This window comes from Enterobacter sp. JMULE2 (assembly GCF_013337145.1).
In the GTDB taxonomy this organism is placed as follows: Bacteria; Pseudomonadota; Gammaproteobacteria; order Enterobacterales; family Enterobacteriaceae; genus Enterobacter; species Enterobacter mori.
Window position 1 is genome coordinate 140,688 of sequence record NZ_SGWD01000016.1, and the last position, 18,512, is coordinate 159,199.

Here is an 18,512-nt window from a genome sequence, read left to right on the forward strand (position 1 = left end):
ACACTGTTCACGATAATCAGCTTTTTTATATATCGTCCTTAATCTGGTTACGTAGAGGTTTCGAGCACTGACTGTAATGGATAATTTTTGTAGGGATTATCCGTGGCGATTCAGGGTAAGCGCTGACCGGTACGTATTTAGATGGAGCGACCTGCTTCCCGTTGCTAACTGCTGCCAGAAATTGCCAGACATGAAAACAAAAAAGCCCGCAATTACGCGGGCTTAGAGGTGTTTTACTGCTTATACGTGCTAGCTGTTGCCAGACGTTAAATCATTCCCACTCAATCGTAGCCGGTGGCTTACCGCTGATGTCATACACGACGCGGGAAATACCGTTCACTTCGTTGATGATGCGGTTAGACACGCGGCCCCAGGAAGTCATACGGCAGGTGCGCCCAGTGCGCGGTCATGAAGTCGATGGTTTCCACCGCACGCAGGGAAACAACCCAGTCGTACTTACGGCCATCGCCCATCACACCGACGGAACGAACCGGCAGGAACACGGTGAACGCCTGGCTCACTTTGTTGTACAGGTCAGCTTTGTGCAGCTCTTCGATGAAGATAGCGTCCGCACGACGCAGCAGGTCGCAGTACTCTTTCTTCACTTCGCCCAGCACGCGCACGCCCAGACCCGGCCCCGGGAACGGGTGACGGTAGAGCATGTCGTACGGCAGACCCAGTTCCAGACCGATCTTACGCACTTCGTCTTTGAACAGCTCGCGCAGCGGTTCAACCAGCCCCATCTTCATCTCTTTCGGCAGGCCGCCCACGTTGTGGTGAGATTTGATGACGTGTGCTTTACCGGTTGCTGAGGCAGCGGATTCGATAACGTCAGGGTAGATGGTGCCCTGCGCCAGCCATTTCACGTCTTCCAGCTTCAGCGCTTCTTCGTCGAACACTTCTACGAACACGCGGCCGATGATTTTACGCTTGGCTTCTGGATCGTTCTCGCCTTTCAGCGCGTCCAGGAAGCGTTTTTCGCCTTCCACGTGAACGATGTTCAGACCAAAGTGGTCGCCGAACATGTCCATAACCTGCTGGGCTTCGTTCAGACGCAGCAGACCGTTGTCCACGAAGACGCAGGTCAGGTTTTTGCCGATGGCGCGGTGCAGCAGCATCGCGGTTACGGAGGAGTCCACGCCGCCAGAAAGGCCGAGGATCACTTTGTCATTGCCAACCTGCTGGCGGATACGCTCAACGGCGTCGTCGATGATTTTAGCCGGGGTCCACAGGGCTTCACACTGGCAGATGTCACGCACGAAGCGCTCCAGCATGCGCATACCCTGACGGGTGTGAGTCACTTCCGGGTGGAACTGCACGCCGTAGAAGCGTTTTTCTTCGTTCGCCATGATGGCGAACGGGCAGCTTTCGGTGCTGGCAACGGTCACGAAGTCAGACGGGATGGCGGTAACTTTGTCACCGTGGCTCATCCATACGTCCAGCAGCGGTTTGCCGTCTGCGGTCAGGGAGTCTTCGATACCGCGCACCAGCGCGCTGTCGGTGACGACTTCTACCTGTGCATAGCCAAACTCGCGCTCGTTAGAGCCTTCTACGTGGCCGCCCAGCTGCATTGCCATGGTCTGCATACCGTAGCAAACGCCGAATACCGGCACGCCAGCTTCGAACACGTACTGCGGCGCGCGCGGGCTGTTCTCTTCGGTAGTGCTTTCCGGGCCGCCGGACAGGATGATGCCGCTTGGATTGAATTCGCGAATCTGTGCTTCCGTGACATCCCATGCCCACAGCTCACAGTAAACGCCCAGTTCACGTACGCGACGCGCCACCAGCTGAGTGTACTGAGAACCGAAGTCCAGGATGAGAATGCGATGTTTATGAATGTTTTCCGTCATTGACGCTAATTCCGAGGCAAGTGAAACAGATTAAATAAATCGCCCGACACGAGGTCGGGCGAAGAAAAATCAGGAGCCCAGACGATAGTTCGGGGACTCTTTGGTGATCGTCACGTCGTGAACGTGGCTCTCCTGGATACCCGCACCGCTGATGCGTACGAATTCCGCTTTGGTACGCAGCAGGTCAATGGTACCACAGCCGGTCAGACCCATACAGGAGCGCAGGCCGCCCATCTGCTGGTGAATGATCTCTTTCAGACGGCCTTTGTAAGCAACGCGACCTTCGATACCTTCTGGCACCAGTTTGTCAGCGGCGTTATCGGTCTGGAAGTAACGGTCAGAGGAACCTTTGGACATCGCGCCCAGAGAGCCCATGCCGCGGTAAGATTTGTAAGAACGGCCCTGGAAGAGTTCGATTTCACCCGGGGATTCTTCGGTACCGGCCAGCATGGAGCCAACCATTACGGCAGCGGCACCCGCGGCGATCGCTTTGGCGATGTCGCCAGAGAAGCGGATACCGCCGTCAGCGATAACCGGAATACCGGTGCCTTCCAGCGCTTCAACCGCGTCAGACACGGCGGTGATCTGCGGAACGCCCACACCGGTCACGATACGCGTAGTACAGATGGAGCCAGGGCCGATACCCACTTTCACCGCGCTGCAGCCAGCGTCAGCCAGCGCGCGAGCGCCTGCGCCAGTGGCCACGTTACCGCCGATGATCTGCAGGTCAGGGTATTTGGCACGGGTATCACGAATACGTTGCAGAACGCCTTCGGAGTGGCCGTGAGAGGAGTCAATCAGCAGAACGTCAACGCCCGCAGCAACCAGCGCGTCAACGCGCTCTTCGTTACCGGCACCTGCGCCAACCGCAGCGCCGACGCGCAGACGGCCATGCTCGTCTTTACAGGCGTTAGGCTTACGTTCTGCTTTCTGGAAATCTTTAACGGTGATCATGCCGCGCAGGTGGAAGCTGCTGTCAACAACCAGCGCTTTTTCAACGCGTTTTTCGTGCATTTTTGCCAGCACCACGTCGCGAGTTTCACCTTCGCGAACGGTAACCAGACGCTCTTTCGGCGTCATGTACACGCTGACAGGCTGGTTCAGGTCAGTCACGAAACGCACGTCACGGCCGGTGATGATACCCACCAGTTCGTTCTCTTCGGTCACAACCGGGTAACCGGCGAAGCCGTTACGTTCGGTCAGGGCCTTCACTTCGTGCAGCGTGGTGGTTGGCAGAACGGTCTGTGGGTCAGACACGATGCCGGATTCATGTTTCTTCACGCGGCGAACTTCTTCCGCCTGACGTTCGATTGACATGTTTTTGTGAATAAAGCCAATGCCACCTTCCTGTGCCAGGGCGATAGCCAGGCGCGCTTCAGTCACGGTGTCCATTGCCGCAGAGAGCATAGGAATGTTCAGGCGAATGGTTTTCGTCAACTGCGTGCTGAGATCGGCAGTATTCGGCAGAACGGTGGAATGAGCGGGAACGAGGAGGACGTCGTCAAACGTCAGTGCTTCTTTAGCGATACGTAGCATGGGCAATATCTCTGACCTGGGTGGTTAAATATTGCCGTGGCATTATACAGAGCGTAACCGATTGCATCTACACTTTTTTGAAAAAAATGCTTGCGATCGCCCCTCAGCAGGTTACTATCGACTGAATAACTTGCTGATTTAGAATTTGATCCCGCTCACATGTTATCCTCTCAATCCCCCTCAATTTATACTGTCAGCCGCCTTAATCAGACGGTGCGTTTGCTGCTTGAGCAGGAAATGGGGCAGGTCTGGATCAGCGGTGAGATCTCTAACTTCACGCAGCCCTCCTCCGGACACTGGTATTTTACGCTGAAAGACGATACCGCTCAGGTGCGCTGCGCGATGTTCCGCAACAGCAACCGCCGCGTGACGTTCCGCCCTCAGCACGGCCAGCAGGTTCTGGTTCGCGCCAATATCACCCTGTACGAGCCGCGCGGCGATTATCAAATCATCGTCGAAAGCATGCAGCCTGCGGGTGAAGGTTTGCTGCAGCAAAAATACGAACAGCTTAAAGCCAAACTCTCTGCCGAGGGACTGTTCGATCAGCAGTTCAAGAAACCGCTGCCCTCTCCTGCCCACTGCGTTGGGGTGATCACCTCGAAAACCGGTGCAGCACTGCACGATATTTTGCACGTGCTGAAGCGTCGTGACCCTTCCCTGCCCGTCATCATCTATCCGACCGCCGTTCAGGGTGACGATGCTCCGGGCCAGATTGTGCGCGCCATTGAGCTGGCGAACGCGCGCCGGGAGTGCGACGTGTTAATTGTCGGGCGAGGCGGCGGCTCGCTGGAAGATCTGTGGAGCTTTAACGACGAGCGCGTGGCGCGGGCAATCTTTGCAAGCCTTATCCCCGTAGTGAGCGCCGTCGGCCACGAAACGGACGTCACGATAGCCGATTTTGTCGCGGATTTGCGCGCGCCTACGCCGTCCGCGGCGGCGGAAGTGGTGAGCCGCAACCAGCTGGAACTGCTGCGTCAGATTCAGAACGGCCAGCAGCGCCTTGAGATGGCGATGGACTACTTCCTTGCCAACCGTACCCGCCGCTTTACCCAGCTTCATCATCGACTTCAGCAGCAGCATCCTCAGCTGCGTCTGGCGCGCCAGCAGACCGTGCTGGATCGTCTGCGTCAGCGCATGAGCGTTGCGGTGGACGCGCAGCTTAAGCGCACGGTATCGCGCCAGCAGCGCGTGACGCAGCGCCTGAACCAGCAAAACCCGCAGCCGAAAATTTATCGCGCGCAAACGCGGATTCAGCAGCTCGAGTATCGTCTGGCAGAGACTGTCCGCGCCCGAATGAGCACCACCCGCGAACGTTTTGGCAATGCCGTAACCCATCTTGAAGCGGTCAGCCCCCTCTCCACGCTGGCGCGCGGCTATAGCGTGACGACGGCGACCGACGGCAAAGTGCTGAAGCAGACCAAACAGGTAAATACCGGCGATGTGCTGACGACACGTCTTTCAGACGGCTGGGTAGAAAGCGAAGTGAAATCAATTAAACCGGTGAAAAAGACGCGTCAGCGTAAAACCGGATAATTCTTCGCCGGTTACTTACTATACTGCTGCTATTCCCTTTTTTAATAAGGAGAGCAGCATGCCCCATCTTCATAGCGTTATTCCCCCTTATATTCTTCGTCGTATTATCGAAAGCGGTTCCGAGCCGCAGCAGCGCTGTGCCCGTCAGACCTTAACCCACGTCCAGACGCTGATGGCCCACATGCCCGGCAAACCCGCCGCGCCGCACGTGAATAAAGCCGGACAGCTGGAGCGCGATATTTACGACGCGAAGCAAACCCAGGAACTGCCGGGTACGCAGGTGCGTTACGAAGGCCAGCCGTCGAACGGCGATGTGGCGGTGGATGAAGCCTACGATTATTTGGGTATTACTCATGATTTCTTCTGGAAAGAATATCAGCGTGATTCGCTCGATAATAAAGGGCTTATTTTGACCGGCACCGTGCATTACGGCCGGGAATATCAGAACGCCTTCTGGAACGGTCAGCAGATGGTATTCGGCGATGGCGATGGGGAAATATTTAACCGCTTTACCATCGCCATCGACGTGGTGGCGCACGAGCTGAGCCACGGTGTGACTGAGACCGAAGCCGGGCTTATCTATTTTGAACAGTCGGGCGCGCTGAACGAGTCTCTGTCAGACGTGTTTGGCGCGCTGGTCAAACAGTACCATCTGAAGCAAACCGCCGATAACGCTGACTGGCTGATTGGCGAAGGGCTGCTGGCGAAAGGGATCAACGGCAAAGGGCTGCGCTCAATGTCTGAACCCGGCACCGCCTATGACGATCCTCTGCTCGGCAAAGACCCGCAGCCTGCGCACATGAAAGATTTCATTAAAACACGCGAGGATAACGGCGGCGTGCACCTGAACTCCGGCATCCCCAACCGGGCATTTTATCTGGCTGCGACGGCGATCGGCGGCTACGCCTGGGAAAAAGCGGGTTATGCCTGGTACGACACGGTTTGCGATCGCAATCTGGCGCAGGATGCAGATTTTGAGGCCTTCGCAAAACTGACGATCGCGCACGGAGAGAAACGCTCCGGCGGCGACACTGGTGCGGCCATTAAGCAAGCCTGGGAACAGGTGGGAGTGTTGTAAATGCAGGTTCCGGAACTGACGGATGACGCCGTGGTTGAGCTGGCCCGGGAAGGCGGCGTCGCTTTTATTCCCAAGCTGAGCGGGCAGCGCACCATCGCGCTCTCCTCGCTCAATGAGGCCCAGCGCCAGCGCCTGGTGAGCATCCTGGAGCAGGCTTTTCCACGCGGCCAGCCGCCAGGGCAAGCCTCTTCACCCGGCAGCGGCGACCAGCGCTATTTCCGCATCCAGATTATCTGGACCGGGCAAAATCAGGCACATTACGCCGATATCATCGTGCTGGTGCCCGAGCAGGAAGCGCCCAAGTCGCTGGTCGAACTGTGGCAGAAAGGCGAAGGCTGCGTGTGCGATTAACCTTCAGCCCGAACAAACTCCACACGTTTTTTAGAGATAAGACCGTGGCCGTTCTGGCAGAAATAGTCCACCGCGCCGCAGGCTTTTAATACCTGGAGTGGCTGATGGCACTCCGGGCAGCGGGCTTCAAGCGCAATATCCTTATTACAGCTTTCGCAGTGCGCCACGCCGTTCTGTGGCTCCAGCGGTGTCTGGCATTCCGGGCAGGTAATCGTCATGATGGCTCCTTTAAAGCGTTCAGGTCTGCAATAATTTTACCACGTTACGTTCAGTGCGGGCCACGCAGCTGCTGCTGTAACGCCAGCAGCAGCGTCACTTCCTCGATCCTGCGGCGCGTCGTGCGGCTCACCTCGTGCTGATCCCGTTCAAAAAGGCTGTTGGCGCCCAGAATATGCTCTGCAAGACAGTGCTCATAGATCGTGCCGGGAATGTTCCAGCATTGTCGCGTGTCGCCGTTTATCAGCTCAAGCACATCTTCTGCGCCGTGCCGGTCGTAACTGATGGTCCGCCCGTCGCGCAACCAGATCCGTAAGCCTTTTTGCCCGCCCGCGGGTCCAGCGTATTTGTTAAGCCAGATATCCACCGGCACGCCGCTGATTTTCCCCTGAAGGTGCGCTTCGCCTTCCGTCGTGGTCAGGTCGCCTTTCGCGATATCGCGCCCCAGGCGGTCTTTAGCCGTGACCACCTGCAACGTCATCTCATCATTCCCGCCCAGATAGCGCACCGTTTCGCGCAGCATCGCCAGCACGTGCGTACCGATATCCAGAATCACGCCATCAGGGTGGCGAAGCGTACGCGCGTCCGGCTCACCCGTGGCAAAGTTAAGCGCGATGGGCTCCCCTGCGGCGTTATATCCGCTCGGCTCCTGCAAAAAACCGTCGATTTTGATGATGTCAGAGACATTGCCAACCAGCGACCGCTTCACCGTTTCGATGCGCGCCATCCAGTGATCGAGCGCCAGCACGCGGGAGGCGGCGTCGGGGCTCGCCAGCAGCGCGTTGAGTTTTTCTGTTTGGGGAAGCGTGGCGACAATCGGTTTTTCAACCACGATGCGGGAAACCGATGAGGCGAGAGCCTGTTCAAGCACCTCAAGATGGTGCAGCGACGAGGTGGTAATAAACAGGGTATCAAGCGGCTGGGAGAGAAGTTCAGACAGCGTGGCGCAGCGCGTTAGATCCGCCGGCTGTTTTACGGTCTGGATATCAAAGCCTAAACAGTGAGGGGGAGTATCAAAAAGTTTTCGTATTGCGGGCAGGTAAGCTGTTTCAACGACTGCGCCAAGACCAACAAACCCTAACAGCATGCTCTTACCTCGTTGAGTGAATTGCCGGGGCATAACGCCGCCCCGGCAAGATCGAGGTTTAAGAGGCGTTAGCTGCCGGTTTAGTCTGCGCATTTTCCAGCATGCGGCGGACCGGAACAATGAGGACGATCAGTACCGCGGCACAAATCAGCAGCGCGACGGAACAGCGCGCAAAGAGATCCGGCAGCATATCCAACTGGTCGGCCTTCACGTGTCCGCCAATCAGGCCTGCAGCCAGGTTACCCAGCGCGCTGGCGCAGAACCACAGCCCCATCATCTGACCACGCATTCTTTCCGGCGCAAGCAGCGTCATGGTCGCCAGACCAATCGGGCTCAGGCACAGCTCGCCAAGGGTGAGCATCAGAATGCTGCCCACCAGCCAGAACGGCGACACGCCCGCCCCACCGTTGCTCAGCACGTTCTGTGCCGCCAGCATCATCAGGCCAAAGCCTGCCGCCGCGCACAGAATACCAATAACAAACTTGGTGATGCTGCTCGGGCGAATGTTTTTGCTCGCGAGCTTTGGCCATGCCCAGCTGAACACCGGGGCCAGCAGGATAATAAACAGGGCGTTGATCGACTGGAACCACACCGCCGGGATTTCAAAATCACCGATCATGCGGTTAGTGTAGTCGTTGGCAAACAGGTTGAACGACGTTGGCTTTTGCTCAAACGCAGACCAGAAGAACGCGGCGGAGACCAGCAGGATAAAGCAGACCAGCAGCCTGGCGCGTTCTTTGCGATTCAGACCCGCGAAAAGGAACAGGTAGATAAAGTACAGCGCAACGGACGCTGCAATCACGTAGACCAGCACGCTGGCAACAGCCACCGGGTTAATCACAATCACGCCCTGAGCAATCAGCGTCACGATAACTGCCACGCCGACGGCCAGCGCCAGCAGCCATGCGCCCACGCCGTTGCGCTTCACCACCGGGCTGTTCCAGGTGGAGTCGAGACCGACTTCGCTGTCATAGCGTTTCATTGCCGGAACGGCAAACACGCGGAAGATAATCAGCGCCACCAGCATCCCGATACCGCCGATACCAAAGCCCCAGTGCCAGCCGTGAGTTTTAATCAGCCAGCCGGAAATCAGCGGTGCGATAAACGAGCCCATATTGATGCCCATATAAAACAGCGAGAAACCGCCGTCACGACGCGCATCGCCTTTTTTATACAGGGTGCCGACCATCACCGAAATACAGGTCTTGAACAGGCCAGAACCGAGCACAATGAACATCAGGCCGATAAAGAACAGGTTGTCGCCCATGATTGCAGAGAGCGCAATCGACAGGTGACCGAGCGCAATCAGGATCGAACCGTACCAGACGGCTCTCTGCTGACCGAGCCAGTTATCGGCCAGCCAGCCGCCCGGCAGCGCAGCCAGGTACATGGTACCGGCAAAGATACCGACAATCGCCGAGGCGTTTTCACGCGCCAGCCCCATGCCGCCGTCATAAACGGTCGCAGCCATAAACAGGATCAGTAGCGGGCGAATGCCGTAAAACGAGAAACGTTCCCACATCTCGGTGAAGAACAGTGAACCGAGTGGATACGGATGGCCGAAGAACGTTCGGCTCTCTTTTGGATTAACAGAGGATTGCATAATTCTCCCGAAAGGTATGTGTCGTGCTTGTAAACACCAGCATGTACGCCGGTCAGTTACGTATCCGACCGATTTTTTACATGTGGCGAAAAATTAGTTAACCATTTGATAACCAGACGCTAGTTTTGTCCAGTACTGAACCCTGGACTTTAAGACGAAAATTCGATGATTGTCTACTTTTCTGGATTTAAAGATGGTTGGGAGTGAATAGTGATTGACTTCACACAGGGTTAGCAATCGCTGTGAAAGCGCGAAAAAAAACCCGCGACAGAGGCGGGTTTTCGTGAGATCGGCAATATTTATTTGCTTTTCTTAATGTGCTTAATCAAACGCTTACGCTTACGCATCTGGTTTGGCGTCAGGGTATTACGCTTGTTGGCGAACGGGTTTTCCCCTTCCTTGAACTGGATACGGATCGGCGTACCCATCACGTCCAGCGATTTGCGGAAGTAGTTCATCAGATAGCGTTTGTAGGAATCCGGCAGGTCTTTCACCTGGTTGCCGTGGATCACCACGATTGGCGGGTTATAACCACCGGCGTGAGCATATTTCAGCTTCACGCGACGACCGCGCACCAGCGGCGGCTGATGGTCTTCTGCTGCCATATTCATGATGCGCGTCAGCATCGCGGTGCTCTGACGACGGGTGGAGCTGTCGTAGGCTTCACGCACGGATTCGAACAGATTACCCACGCCGCTGCCGTGCAGCGCAGAAATAAAGTGCACGCGCGCAAAGTCGATAAAGCCCAGACGGAAGTCGAGGGTCTCTTTCACCTGCTCGCGCACTTCGTTGCTCAGGCCATCCCACTTGTTGACCACGATCACCAGTGAGCGCCCACTATTGAGGATAAAGCCGAGCAGAGAGAGATCCTGATCGGAGATACCTTCACGCGCGTCGATGACCAGCAGCACCACGTTGGCGTCTTCAATCGCCTGCAGCGTTTTGATAACGGAGAATTTTTCCACCACGTCGGTGATTTTCCCACGCTTACGCACGCCCGCGGTATCGATGAGGACAAACTCACGTTCATCGCGCTGCATCGGGATGTAGATACTGTCACGTGTGGTGCCCGGCATGTCGTAAACGACGACGCGCTCTTCACCCAGAATACGGTTAGTAAGCGTAGACTTACCTACGTTTGGACGACCGACGATGGCCAGCTTGATCGGCAGGTCCTGCGGGTTGAAGGTGTCTTCAGGCTCTTCTTCGCCCTCTTCACTCTCTTCGAACTGCGCCCAATACTCAGCGTCTTCGTCCACTTCTTCCGGCGGGTTCACTTCGTCAACCCACGGCAGCAGCACGGTTTCCAGCAGGCTGGTGACGCCACGGCCATGCGATGCCGCAATCGGGTAGATTTCACCCAGGCCCAGAGACCAGAAATCCGCGACGGCCTGATCGGCATCGATACCGTCAGTTTTGTTCGCCACCAGGAAAGTCGGCTTTTCGCGTGAACGCAGGTGTTTGGCAATAGCGGAGTCTGCAGGCATCAGGCCAGCGCGCGCATCCACCATAAACAGCACCACGTCTGCTTCTTCAATCGCCAGCAGAGACTGTTCCGCCATGCGGGTTTCAACGCCGTCTTCTGTGCCGTCGATACCGCCGGTATCGATACAGATGAACTCGCGTCCTTCCACCTCTGCACGACCGTACTTACGGTCACGCGTCAGCCCCGGGAAATCCGCAACCAGCGCATCACGGGTGCGTGTTAAACGGTTAAAAAGAGTGGATTTTCCAACGTTAGGGCGCCCGACAAGCGCGACCACAGGTACCATGTTTGAAGCCTCATAAAATTCAAATAAACGTCGCTTTTGCGGCGTTTTTAAAAATGTCAAAACGGCTCCTGAGTGAACAGGAGCCGTTTAGTATACTACAACCGCCGGGTAATTAACGCGTGATCGCGTACAGCGTGCCGTCTTTTGCCTGAATCAGCAGTTTACCGTCAGCGACTACCGGATCGGTCAGGAAACCAGAACCGTCAACTTTTTGCTGTGCAACAAAGCGACCGTTTTCTGGATCGATCCAGTGCATATACCCTTCGCTGTCACCGACCACCAAGGTGCCGTTGTACAGGGCTGGCGCGGTCAGCAGGCGGTGCAGCAGATCGCTCTGCGTCCACAGCGTTACGCCGCCTTCAGTGCTCAGCGCCAGCAGGCGATCGTTCTGGTCAACCATATAGATGCGGTTACCGTCAACGATGAAGTCATTCACGGAGCCCAGTTCACGTTTCCACATGATCTGGCCGCTGCGCAGATCCAGCGCGGTCAGGTTGCCGTTATACGCCAGCGTATAAACAACACCGTCAACAATGACCGGGGTGGTGTCCACGTCGCTCAGACGGTCGATTTCTGTTGAACCGGTCGCCTGGGAGATACGCTGCTGCCAAATCATCTGGCCCTGCTGCATCAGTACCGCGCTCACACGACCGTTATCACCGCCAACAATCGCAGCACCGAAAGCCGTTGCCGGGGCGGATTCGCCACGCAGAGACAGCGCTGGCATATCCAGGTTAACGGTCCATTTCACCAGGCCGTCCGCTTCGTTCAGCGCCTGCAGCTGGCCGTTGCTGGTATGGATCAGCACCAGACCATCACTCACCACAGGACGAGACAGAGACTCACCGGCAACGGTCGTTTGCCATGCAACAGAACCGTCGCTGGTGTTCAGCGCATAAACCTGCGCTTTTTCGCTTCCCACGTAAACGTGACCGCCAGCGACGGTCAGGCCGCCGGAAAGCAGCGCAGGTTTACGGGAGAACCAACCGTCTTTTTCCGCCAGGTTAACAGACCAGACTTCTTTCCCGTCATCGGCGTTCACCGCTTTCACGGTACCTTTGCGGTCAGCGGCATAGACAACGCTGTCCGCATACGCAGGATGCAGGTTGGAGTAGAAATCGCCAATCCCACTGCCCACGGAGACGTCCCACGCGGTGGATGGGGTAAACTGGTTTTCAACCGTTGGCAGCGGGGACATTTTTACAACATCTTCTTCGCCACTGAACAGTGAACAACCACTCAATAACGTAACAGAAAGCAGTCCTGGCAGAAGTAATTTACGCAATTGCATCGGGTCCCTCTCAGACGGACAAATTATTTATTTTCATCTGCATCATTTCGCTCAGCGCAGGTGAAGCTTTGCTATCTACGCCAGCTTGCCACGCTTTACGCGCGCCCGCTTTGTCACCTTTGCTCAGTAGTGCTTCACCGCGCAAATCAGCAACGATGGCAGCAAAACCGTCGCCTTTGATGGTATCGAGCGTTTTCAGCGCGTCATCGACTTTTTTCTGCTGAACCTGGATACGTGCCAGACGCAGGTTGATCACTGCTTTCAGGTTTTCATCGCTTGCAGCAGCAAGACCCTGTGACAGTTGTGCAGCGGCTTTATCCAGTTCGTTTTTATCAACGTACTGCTGAGCCACTTCCAGCGCGGCCAGCGCGCCGTAGGTGTTTTTGTTGTCAGCCGCAAATTTCTCCGCTGCCGTCAGCGTTTGCGGCTGGTCGGCACGAATGGCGCTAACGGTGTTTTCGTAGCTTAAAGACGAACCGCGAGCGGCATCAGCCTGATGGTTGTTCCAGTAGCGCCAGCCTACCAGCGCACCTACACCCAAAATAACCCCAACAACCAATGCTTTGCCGTTTTCAGCAAAGAAGCGTTTAATCGCGTCGACCTGGTCGTGTTCGTTCTCGTACATTTCCACGCAGTCTTTCTCCTTAGCCCAATAGAGTGCGCAAGTGCGCCGCAACGCCGTCCTGCGTTACCGTTGTTTGCTCACCAGAGCGCAGGTCTTTCACTACCACTTCGCCGTTAGCCACTTCGGACTCACCCAGCACCAGTGCAATACTTGCGCCCCACTTATCGGCACGAGCAAACTGTTTTTTGAAGTTGCCGCCGCCATGGTTGGTCATCAGCTTAACGCCCGGCAGCGCATCGCGCACGCGTTCGGCAAGCTGCATCGCCGCAGACTGCGTATCCGCACCTGAGGCCACCAGGTATATATCGACAACGGAATCTGCTTTAAATTCCGGATTAACTGCCTGAACCAGCAAAACAAGTCGCTCAAGACCCATTGCGAAGCCAACAGCAGGCGCCGCACGGCCGCCCAGTTGCTCAACCAGGCCATCATAACGGCCGCCGGCACATACGGTGCCCTGCGAACCAAGGCTGGTCGTTACCCACTCAAACACGGTGCGGTTGTAGTAGTCCAGACCGCGCACCAGGCGCTGGTTCACGGTATAGGCGATGCCTGCTGCTTCAAGCAGCTTGCACAGGCCCGCGAAGTGTTCGCGAGATTCTTCATCCAGGTAGTCACCCAGCGCAGGCGCATCGTTCAGCAGTGCCTGAACATCCGCGTTTTTGGAATCCAGAACGCGCAGCGGGTTGCTGTACATGCGACGTTTGCAGTCTTCGTCCAGCTTCTCTTTATGCTGTTCCAGGAACGCCACCAGCGCATCGCGGTAGTTAGCGCGAGCTTCCAGAGAACCGATAGAGTTCAGCTCAAGGGAAACGTGATCGGCGATACCGAGGGCGCGCCACCAGCGGGCGGTCAGCATAATCAGTTCAGCGTCAATGTCCGGGCCCTGCAGACCAAAGACTTCCACACCCAGCTGATTAAACTGGCGATAACGACCTTTCTGCGGACGTTCGTGGCGGAACATCGGGCCGATATACCACAGGCGCTGCTCCTGATTGTACAGAAGACCATGTTCGATGCCGGCGCGTACGCAGCCCGCCGTACCTTCCGGACGCAGGGTCAGACTGTCACCGTTGCGGTCCTCAAAGGTATACATCTCTTTTTCAACCACGTCGGTGACTTCGCCGATCGCGCGTTTGAATAACGGGGTCTGCTCTACAATCGGCAAACGGATTTCGCTGTAACCGTAGCTGCCGAGCACCTGCTTCAGTGTGCCTTCAATGCGCTGCCAGATGGCGGTTTCGCCAGGCAGATAATCGTTCATGCCGCGGATGGCTTGAATGTTTTTTGCCACGTTTATTCTCTTTCTATATACAAAAAAAACCCAAAGAATGGGTTCAATCATACATGGGAAGCGGCACGCTTCCCATCACGTTATTTTTCAACCTGCTGAACGTTGATGCGCTGCGTCTCGTCCATCATTGCGGCTTTGGCACGAATGCGCGCTTCGAGCTGGTCGATCATGTCACTATTATCCAGACGATCTTTACGAACGCCATCTTCATAGAGACCACTTTTCTTGTTACCGCCGGTCACGCCCAGTGTTGACACCAGCGCTTCACCCGGACCGTTCACCACGCAGCCGATGATGGAGACGTCCATCGGGGTAATGATGTCTTCCAGGCGCTGCTCCAGCGCATTCACCGTACCAATCACGTCGAACTCCTGACGTGAGCAGGTTGGGCAGGCAATGAAGTTGATCCCACGGGCGCGGATGCGCAGTGACTTCAGGATATCGAAACCGACTTTGATCTCTTCCACCGGATCGGCCGCCAGCGAGACGCGCAGCGTATCGCCGATCCCTTCAGAGAGCAGCAGGCCCAGACCGATCGCAGACTTCACAGAACCGCTGCGCAGGCCGCCCGCTTCGGTGATCCCGAGGTGCAGAGGCTGGTCAATCTGCTTTGCCAGCAGGCGATAAGACTCTACCGCAAGGAACACGTCGGACGCTTTCACGCTAACTTTGAACTGATCGAAGTTAAGACGATCCAGATGATCGACGTGACGCATAGCGGATTCGAGCAGCGCCTGCGGCGTTGGCTCACCGTATTTTTCCTGCAGGTCTTTTTCCAGAGAACCGGCATTCACACCGATACGGATAGGAATATTTTTATCGCGGGCGCAGTCCACTACCATGCGGATACGCTCTTCGTTACCGATGTTACCCGGGTTAATACGCAGGCAGTCGACGCCATATTCAGCGACTTTCAGTGCAATGCGGTAGTCGAAGTGAATATCAGCCACCAGCGGAACGCTGACCTGCTGCTTGATGAGTTTGAACGCTTCGGCGGCATCCATCGTCGGGACGGAGACGCGAACAATGTCCGCGCCTACGCGTTCTAATGCTTTGATCTGATTGACCGTTGCTTCCACATCCGTGGTGCGCGTATTGGTCATCGACTGGACGGCGATGGGTGCCCCGTCCCCGATTGGCACATTCCCAACGTAAATCCGTTTCGATTTTCTACGTTGAATCGGAGCCTGGTTATGCATGAAAAATCTCCCGCGTTGCCCGTCTGTTACTGTGCTGCTGATTGTTCGGCATTAACGGTAAGACGCGCAACCTGGTTAGTTCTGATAAAGCGGCTCAGGTCGACAGGTTTTCCTTGATACTGGATCTGTACCGCTGCCGGAGCGCCGATTTTAAGTTTGTAAGGTGCCTGACCCGTTAGGTTTAACGTGCCATCTTTACGCTGCAGGCCGCTGAACAGCTTTTTACCTGTTGCGTCAGTCACTTCCAGCCAGCAATCCGCGGTAAAATTCATCACCAGCGCGTTAGGATCGACTGCTGGTGTCGCAGTGGCTGCCGGGTCGGTAGGCAGAGCAGTATTATCCGCTGGCGCCGTCGCCGCAGGGGCGGTATCCACATTGGCCTGTGAAGGAGAAACAACCGCGTTCTGATCCTGCGCCTGCGTGGCTGGTGCAGCGTCAGGGGTGGTGGCCGGAGCCTGAGCGGCATCGGTCGCTGCTGTTTGCGGTTCACTTGACGGTGCCGCGCTGTCCGTGTTCAACGGCACGCTCTGCGCGTTGTCATTACCGGATTGATTAAGCTCGGCAGAAGACTGATCGGCCATCGTAGTGATCTCTTCCTGCTGCGCCTTGTGGTTTTGCCACCACCATGCACCCGTCAGGCCAATCACAACAAAGAGCACCAGCCAGGTAAAGCTCATCAGCCAGCCGTCACGTTTTTTACGGCGTTTCCCCAGGGAGAAGGTCTGCATCGGCGCAACTTTTGCTGCACGGACCGGTGCCTGCTTCTCCATCATTGGCAGTAATTCTTCTTCGGGGATATGCACCAGTTTTGCGTAAGAGCGGATATAGCCGCGCAAAAATGTTGAAGCCAGATCGGCAGGTGCCTTATCTTCTTCAATATCGCGAACCGTGGAAACCTTCAGGCACAAGCGTTCTGCAACGGCTTGCTGGCTGAGTCCGAGTTGTTCACGGGCGTTGCGAAGACGAACGCCAGTGGAGAGTGCTTCATTTTGGTCGTGAGTGGCTTCAGTATTCATTCGCTACAACTACTGGTACGTGAAAAATAAGGGTTCAGGTGCCGGTGAGTCACAATGCCACCCGCACCGCGAAACTTCTGGTCAGTTAACCTTGAACAGACAGTATAAGACTGTCAGCCGGTAGATGACAGTGCAGCTCTGCCCGCCTGGCTAAACTGTTGTTACGTCGTTACATACTGCCCGAAAGTCATATGAAACGCACCGTAATTATTAATCAAACATCACGAATCTGACTGATTATTCAGTAAGATTATGCTTCACGGCGCAGATCATGCGCCGTGAAGCATAATAATCAAACAGCTTTGACCGCGATTGTCTCACCCTGCATGCGTTTACGCAGCGTACGTTTGGTACGGTCAATCACATCACCCGCCAGCTGTCCGCATGCGGCATCGATGTCATCACCACGCGTTTTACGCACGATGGTGGTGAATCCGTACTCCATCAGCACTTTCGAGAAACGATCGATACGGCTGTTCGAGCTGCGGCCATAAGGCGCGCCCGGGAACGGGTTCCATGGGATCAGGTTAATCTTGCACGGCGTATCTTTCAGCAATTCCGCCAGCTCATGCGCATGCTCGGTACCGTCGTTGACGTGATCAAGCATCACATACTCGATGGTAACGCGGCCCTGGTTGGCATTGGATTTCTCCAGGTAGCGGCGCACGCCAGCCAGGAAGGTTTCGATATTGTACTTTTTGTTGATCGGCACAATTTCGTCACGGATCGCATCGTTTGGCGCGTGCAGGGAGATCGCCAGCGCAACGTCAATCATGTCGCCCAGCTTGTCCAGCGCAGGCACTACGCCTGAAGTAGACAGCGTGACGCGGCGTTTGGACAGACCAAAACCGAAGTCGTCGAGCATGATTTCCATCGCCGGAACCACGTTGGTCAGGTTCAGCAGTGGCTCACCCATCCCCATCATCACTACGTTGGTGATTGGGCGGGTACCGGTCACTTTCGCTGCACCCACGATTTTTGCCGCACGCCACACCTGGCCGATAATTTCAGACACGCGCAGGTTACGGTTAAAGCCTTGCTGCGCGGTAGAACAGAATTTGCACTCCAGCGCACATCCTACCTGAGAAGAGACGCACAGCGTGGCGCGGTCATCTTCAGGAATATAGACAGTCTCAACGCGCTGATCGCCGACAGCAATGGCCCATTTGATGGTACCATCAGACGAGCGCTGCTCTTCCACCACTTCCGGTGCGCGGATTTCAGCCACTTCTTTGAGCTTGTTGCGCAGGACCTTGTTGATATCTGTCATGTCATCAAAGTTGTCGCTGCAATAGTGGTACATCCATTTCATCACCTGGTCGGCACGAAACGGTTTCTCACCCATATCTTTGAAGAACTCGCGCATCTGCTGACGGTTCAGATCCAGCAGGTTGATTTTTCCATTTTTATTTGGAACCGCAGGAATGGCGACTTCGGAGGTATTCACTAATTCAGACATAATTTTATCCGGCCTCGTTGTTACACGTTATGGCCCGTGGAGGGTTGAAAAGAAACGCCCCGGAAAGCGGTCTGCTCGTCCGGGGCGTTGCATTGTACAAAGTCTGACGCAGGGATGCCACGTTTGCACGCGGCATTTACGAAAATATTAACGAGTGCGAGCGCACACTTCGCCTTCTGCGAAGAAGAATGCGATTTCACGCGCGGCAGATTCAACGGAATCAGAACCGTGGGTGCCGTTCTCGGTGAAGCTGTCTGCGTAATCAGCGCGCAGCGTACCCGCCAGCGCGTTGTCCGGGTTGGTTGCACCCAGCAGATCGCGGTGACGCTGAACTGCGTTTTCGCCTTCCAGTACGGATACCACGATTGGGCCGGAGGTCATGAACTCGACCAGGCCGTCAAAGAATGGGCGACCTTCGTGCTCAGCGTAGAAACCGCGAGCCTGTTCAACGGTCAGGTGCAGCATTTTGGTGCCAACGATCTTAAACCCTGCTGATTCAAAGCGAGCGAAGATGCTGCCAATAACGTTTTTTGCCACCGCGTTTGGCTTGATGATGGAAAAAGTACGTTCAATAGCCATGATAACCTCTGTCAATGTTCTGT

Annotated in this window: 15 protein-coding genes and 1 pseudogene; 3 read left to right on the forward strand and 13 right to left on the reverse strand. The window is 55.8% G+C overall.

Going from position 1 to position 18,512, the window contains the following annotated elements:
- Positions 1 to 271: 271 nt before the first annotated feature.
- Positions 272 to 1,850, reverse strand: a pseudogene (gene guaA, locus EXW94_RS20700) (glutamine-hydrolyzing GMP synthase).
- 69 nt (positions 1,851 to 1,919) lie between these two features.
- Entirely contained in the window at positions 1,920 to 3,386 is a 1,467-nt protein-coding gene (guaB, locus tag EXW94_RS20705) for an IMP dehydrogenase (RefSeq protein ID WP_010433923.1), read from the reverse strand.
- Between the two features lie 159 nt (positions 3,387 to 3,545).
- On the opposite strand from guaB, the gene xseA reads away from it, so the two are divergent.
- The 3 genes from xseA to EXW94_RS20720 are packed head-to-tail and all read left to right on the forward strand — an operon-like array spanning position 3,546 to position 6,348.
- Positions 3,546 to 4,919, forward strand: a complete 1,374-nt coding sequence (gene xseA, locus EXW94_RS20710; protein WP_174340902.1) for an exodeoxyribonuclease VII large subunit — start codon at positions 3,546 to 3,548, stop codon at positions 4,917 to 4,919.
- Positions 4,920 to 4,977: 58 nt separating this feature from the next.
- A complete protein-coding gene (locus EXW94_RS20715) occupies positions 4,978 to 5,997 on the forward strand; it encodes a M4 family metallopeptidase (RefSeq protein WP_174340903.1) in 1,020 nt (339 codons plus the stop codon).
- Positions 5,998 to 6,348 (forward strand): protealysin inhibitor emfourin, encoded by a 351-nt coding sequence (locus tag EXW94_RS20720; protein ID WP_174340904.1) that lies wholly within the window; start codon positions 5,998 to 6,000, stop codon positions 6,346 to 6,348. It begins immediately after the preceding gene.
- On the opposite strand, the gene EXW94_RS20725 is transcribed toward EXW94_RS20720, so the two are convergent.
- The 11 genes from EXW94_RS20725 to ndk all read right to left on the reverse strand — a co-directional run bounded on the left by EXW94_RS20725 (position 6,345) and on the right by ndk (position 18,489).
- The gene (locus tag EXW94_RS20725) at positions 6,345 to 6,566 is read right to left on the reverse strand and encodes a zinc ribbon domain-containing protein (protein WP_174340905.1); all 222 of its coding nucleotides are present in this window, start codon (positions 6,564 to 6,566) and stop codon (positions 6,345 to 6,347) included. The two genes, EXW94_RS20720 and EXW94_RS20725, sit on opposite strands and share 4 nt — an antisense overlap.
- A 50-nt stretch (positions 6,567 to 6,616) precedes the next feature.
- Positions 6,617 to 7,651, reverse strand: coding sequence for a Gfo/Idh/MocA family oxidoreductase (locus tag EXW94_RS20730; RefSeq protein ID WP_174340906.1), 1,035 nt, complete (start codon positions 7,649 to 7,651; stop codon positions 6,617 to 6,619).
- Between the two features lie 58 nt (positions 7,652 to 7,709).
- Positions 7,710 to 9,254 (reverse strand): peptide MFS transporter, encoded by a 1,545-nt coding sequence (locus EXW94_RS20735; protein ID WP_100165750.1) that lies wholly within the window; start codon positions 9,252 to 9,254, stop codon positions 7,710 to 7,712.
- A 299-nt stretch (positions 9,255 to 9,553) separates the two neighbouring features.
- Positions 9,554 to 11,026 (reverse strand): ribosome biogenesis GTPase Der, encoded by a 1,473-nt coding sequence (gene der, locus EXW94_RS20740; protein ID WP_108416722.1) that lies wholly within the window; start codon positions 11,024 to 11,026, stop codon positions 9,554 to 9,556.
- Between the two features lie 112 nt (positions 11,027 to 11,138).
- On the reverse strand, positions 11,139 to 12,317 hold the full coding sequence (gene bamB, locus EXW94_RS20745) for an outer membrane protein assembly factor BamB (RefSeq protein WP_174340907.1): 1,179 nt from the start codon (positions 12,315 to 12,317) through the stop codon (positions 11,139 to 11,141).
- A 10-nt stretch (positions 12,318 to 12,327) separates the two neighbouring features.
- Positions 12,328 to 12,948, reverse strand: a complete 621-nt coding sequence (locus tag EXW94_RS20750; protein WP_042718337.1) for a YfgM family protein — start codon at positions 12,946 to 12,948, stop codon at positions 12,328 to 12,330.
- Between the two features lie 13 nt (positions 12,949 to 12,961).
- Positions 12,962 to 14,236 carry a histidine--tRNA ligase gene (gene hisS, locus EXW94_RS20755; protein ID WP_089597811.1) on the reverse strand — a complete coding sequence of 425 codons (1,275 nt, stop codon included), beginning with the start codon at positions 14,234 to 14,236 and terminating at the stop codon, positions 12,962 to 12,964.
- 80 nt (positions 14,237 to 14,316) lie between these two features.
- Positions 14,317 to 15,435 carry a flavodoxin-dependent (E)-4-hydroxy-3-methylbut-2-enyl-diphosphate synthase gene (ispG, locus tag EXW94_RS20760; RefSeq protein WP_008502138.1) on the reverse strand — a complete coding sequence of 373 codons (1,119 nt, stop codon included), beginning with the start codon at positions 15,433 to 15,435 and terminating at the stop codon, positions 14,317 to 14,319.
- A 26-nt stretch (positions 15,436 to 15,461) separates the two neighbouring features.
- Complete coding sequence (gene rodZ / locus EXW94_RS20765; RefSeq protein WP_174340908.1) at positions 15,462 to 16,451, reverse strand: cytoskeleton protein RodZ; 990 nt, start codon at positions 16,449 to 16,451, stop codon at positions 15,462 to 15,464.
- Between the two features lie 292 nt (positions 16,452 to 16,743).
- Positions 16,744 to 17,910, reverse strand: coding sequence for a bifunctional tRNA (adenosine(37)-C2)-methyltransferase TrmG/ribosomal RNA large subunit methyltransferase RlmN (locus EXW94_RS20770; protein ID WP_089597809.1), 1,167 nt, complete (start codon positions 17,908 to 17,910; stop codon positions 16,744 to 16,746).
- A 147-nt stretch (positions 17,911 to 18,057) separates the two neighbouring features.
- Positions 18,058 to 18,489 (reverse strand): nucleoside-diphosphate kinase, encoded by a 432-nt coding sequence (gene ndk / locus EXW94_RS20775; protein ID WP_010433958.1) that lies wholly within the window; start codon positions 18,487 to 18,489, stop codon positions 18,058 to 18,060.
- Positions 18,490 to 18,512 lie beyond the last annotated feature (23 nt).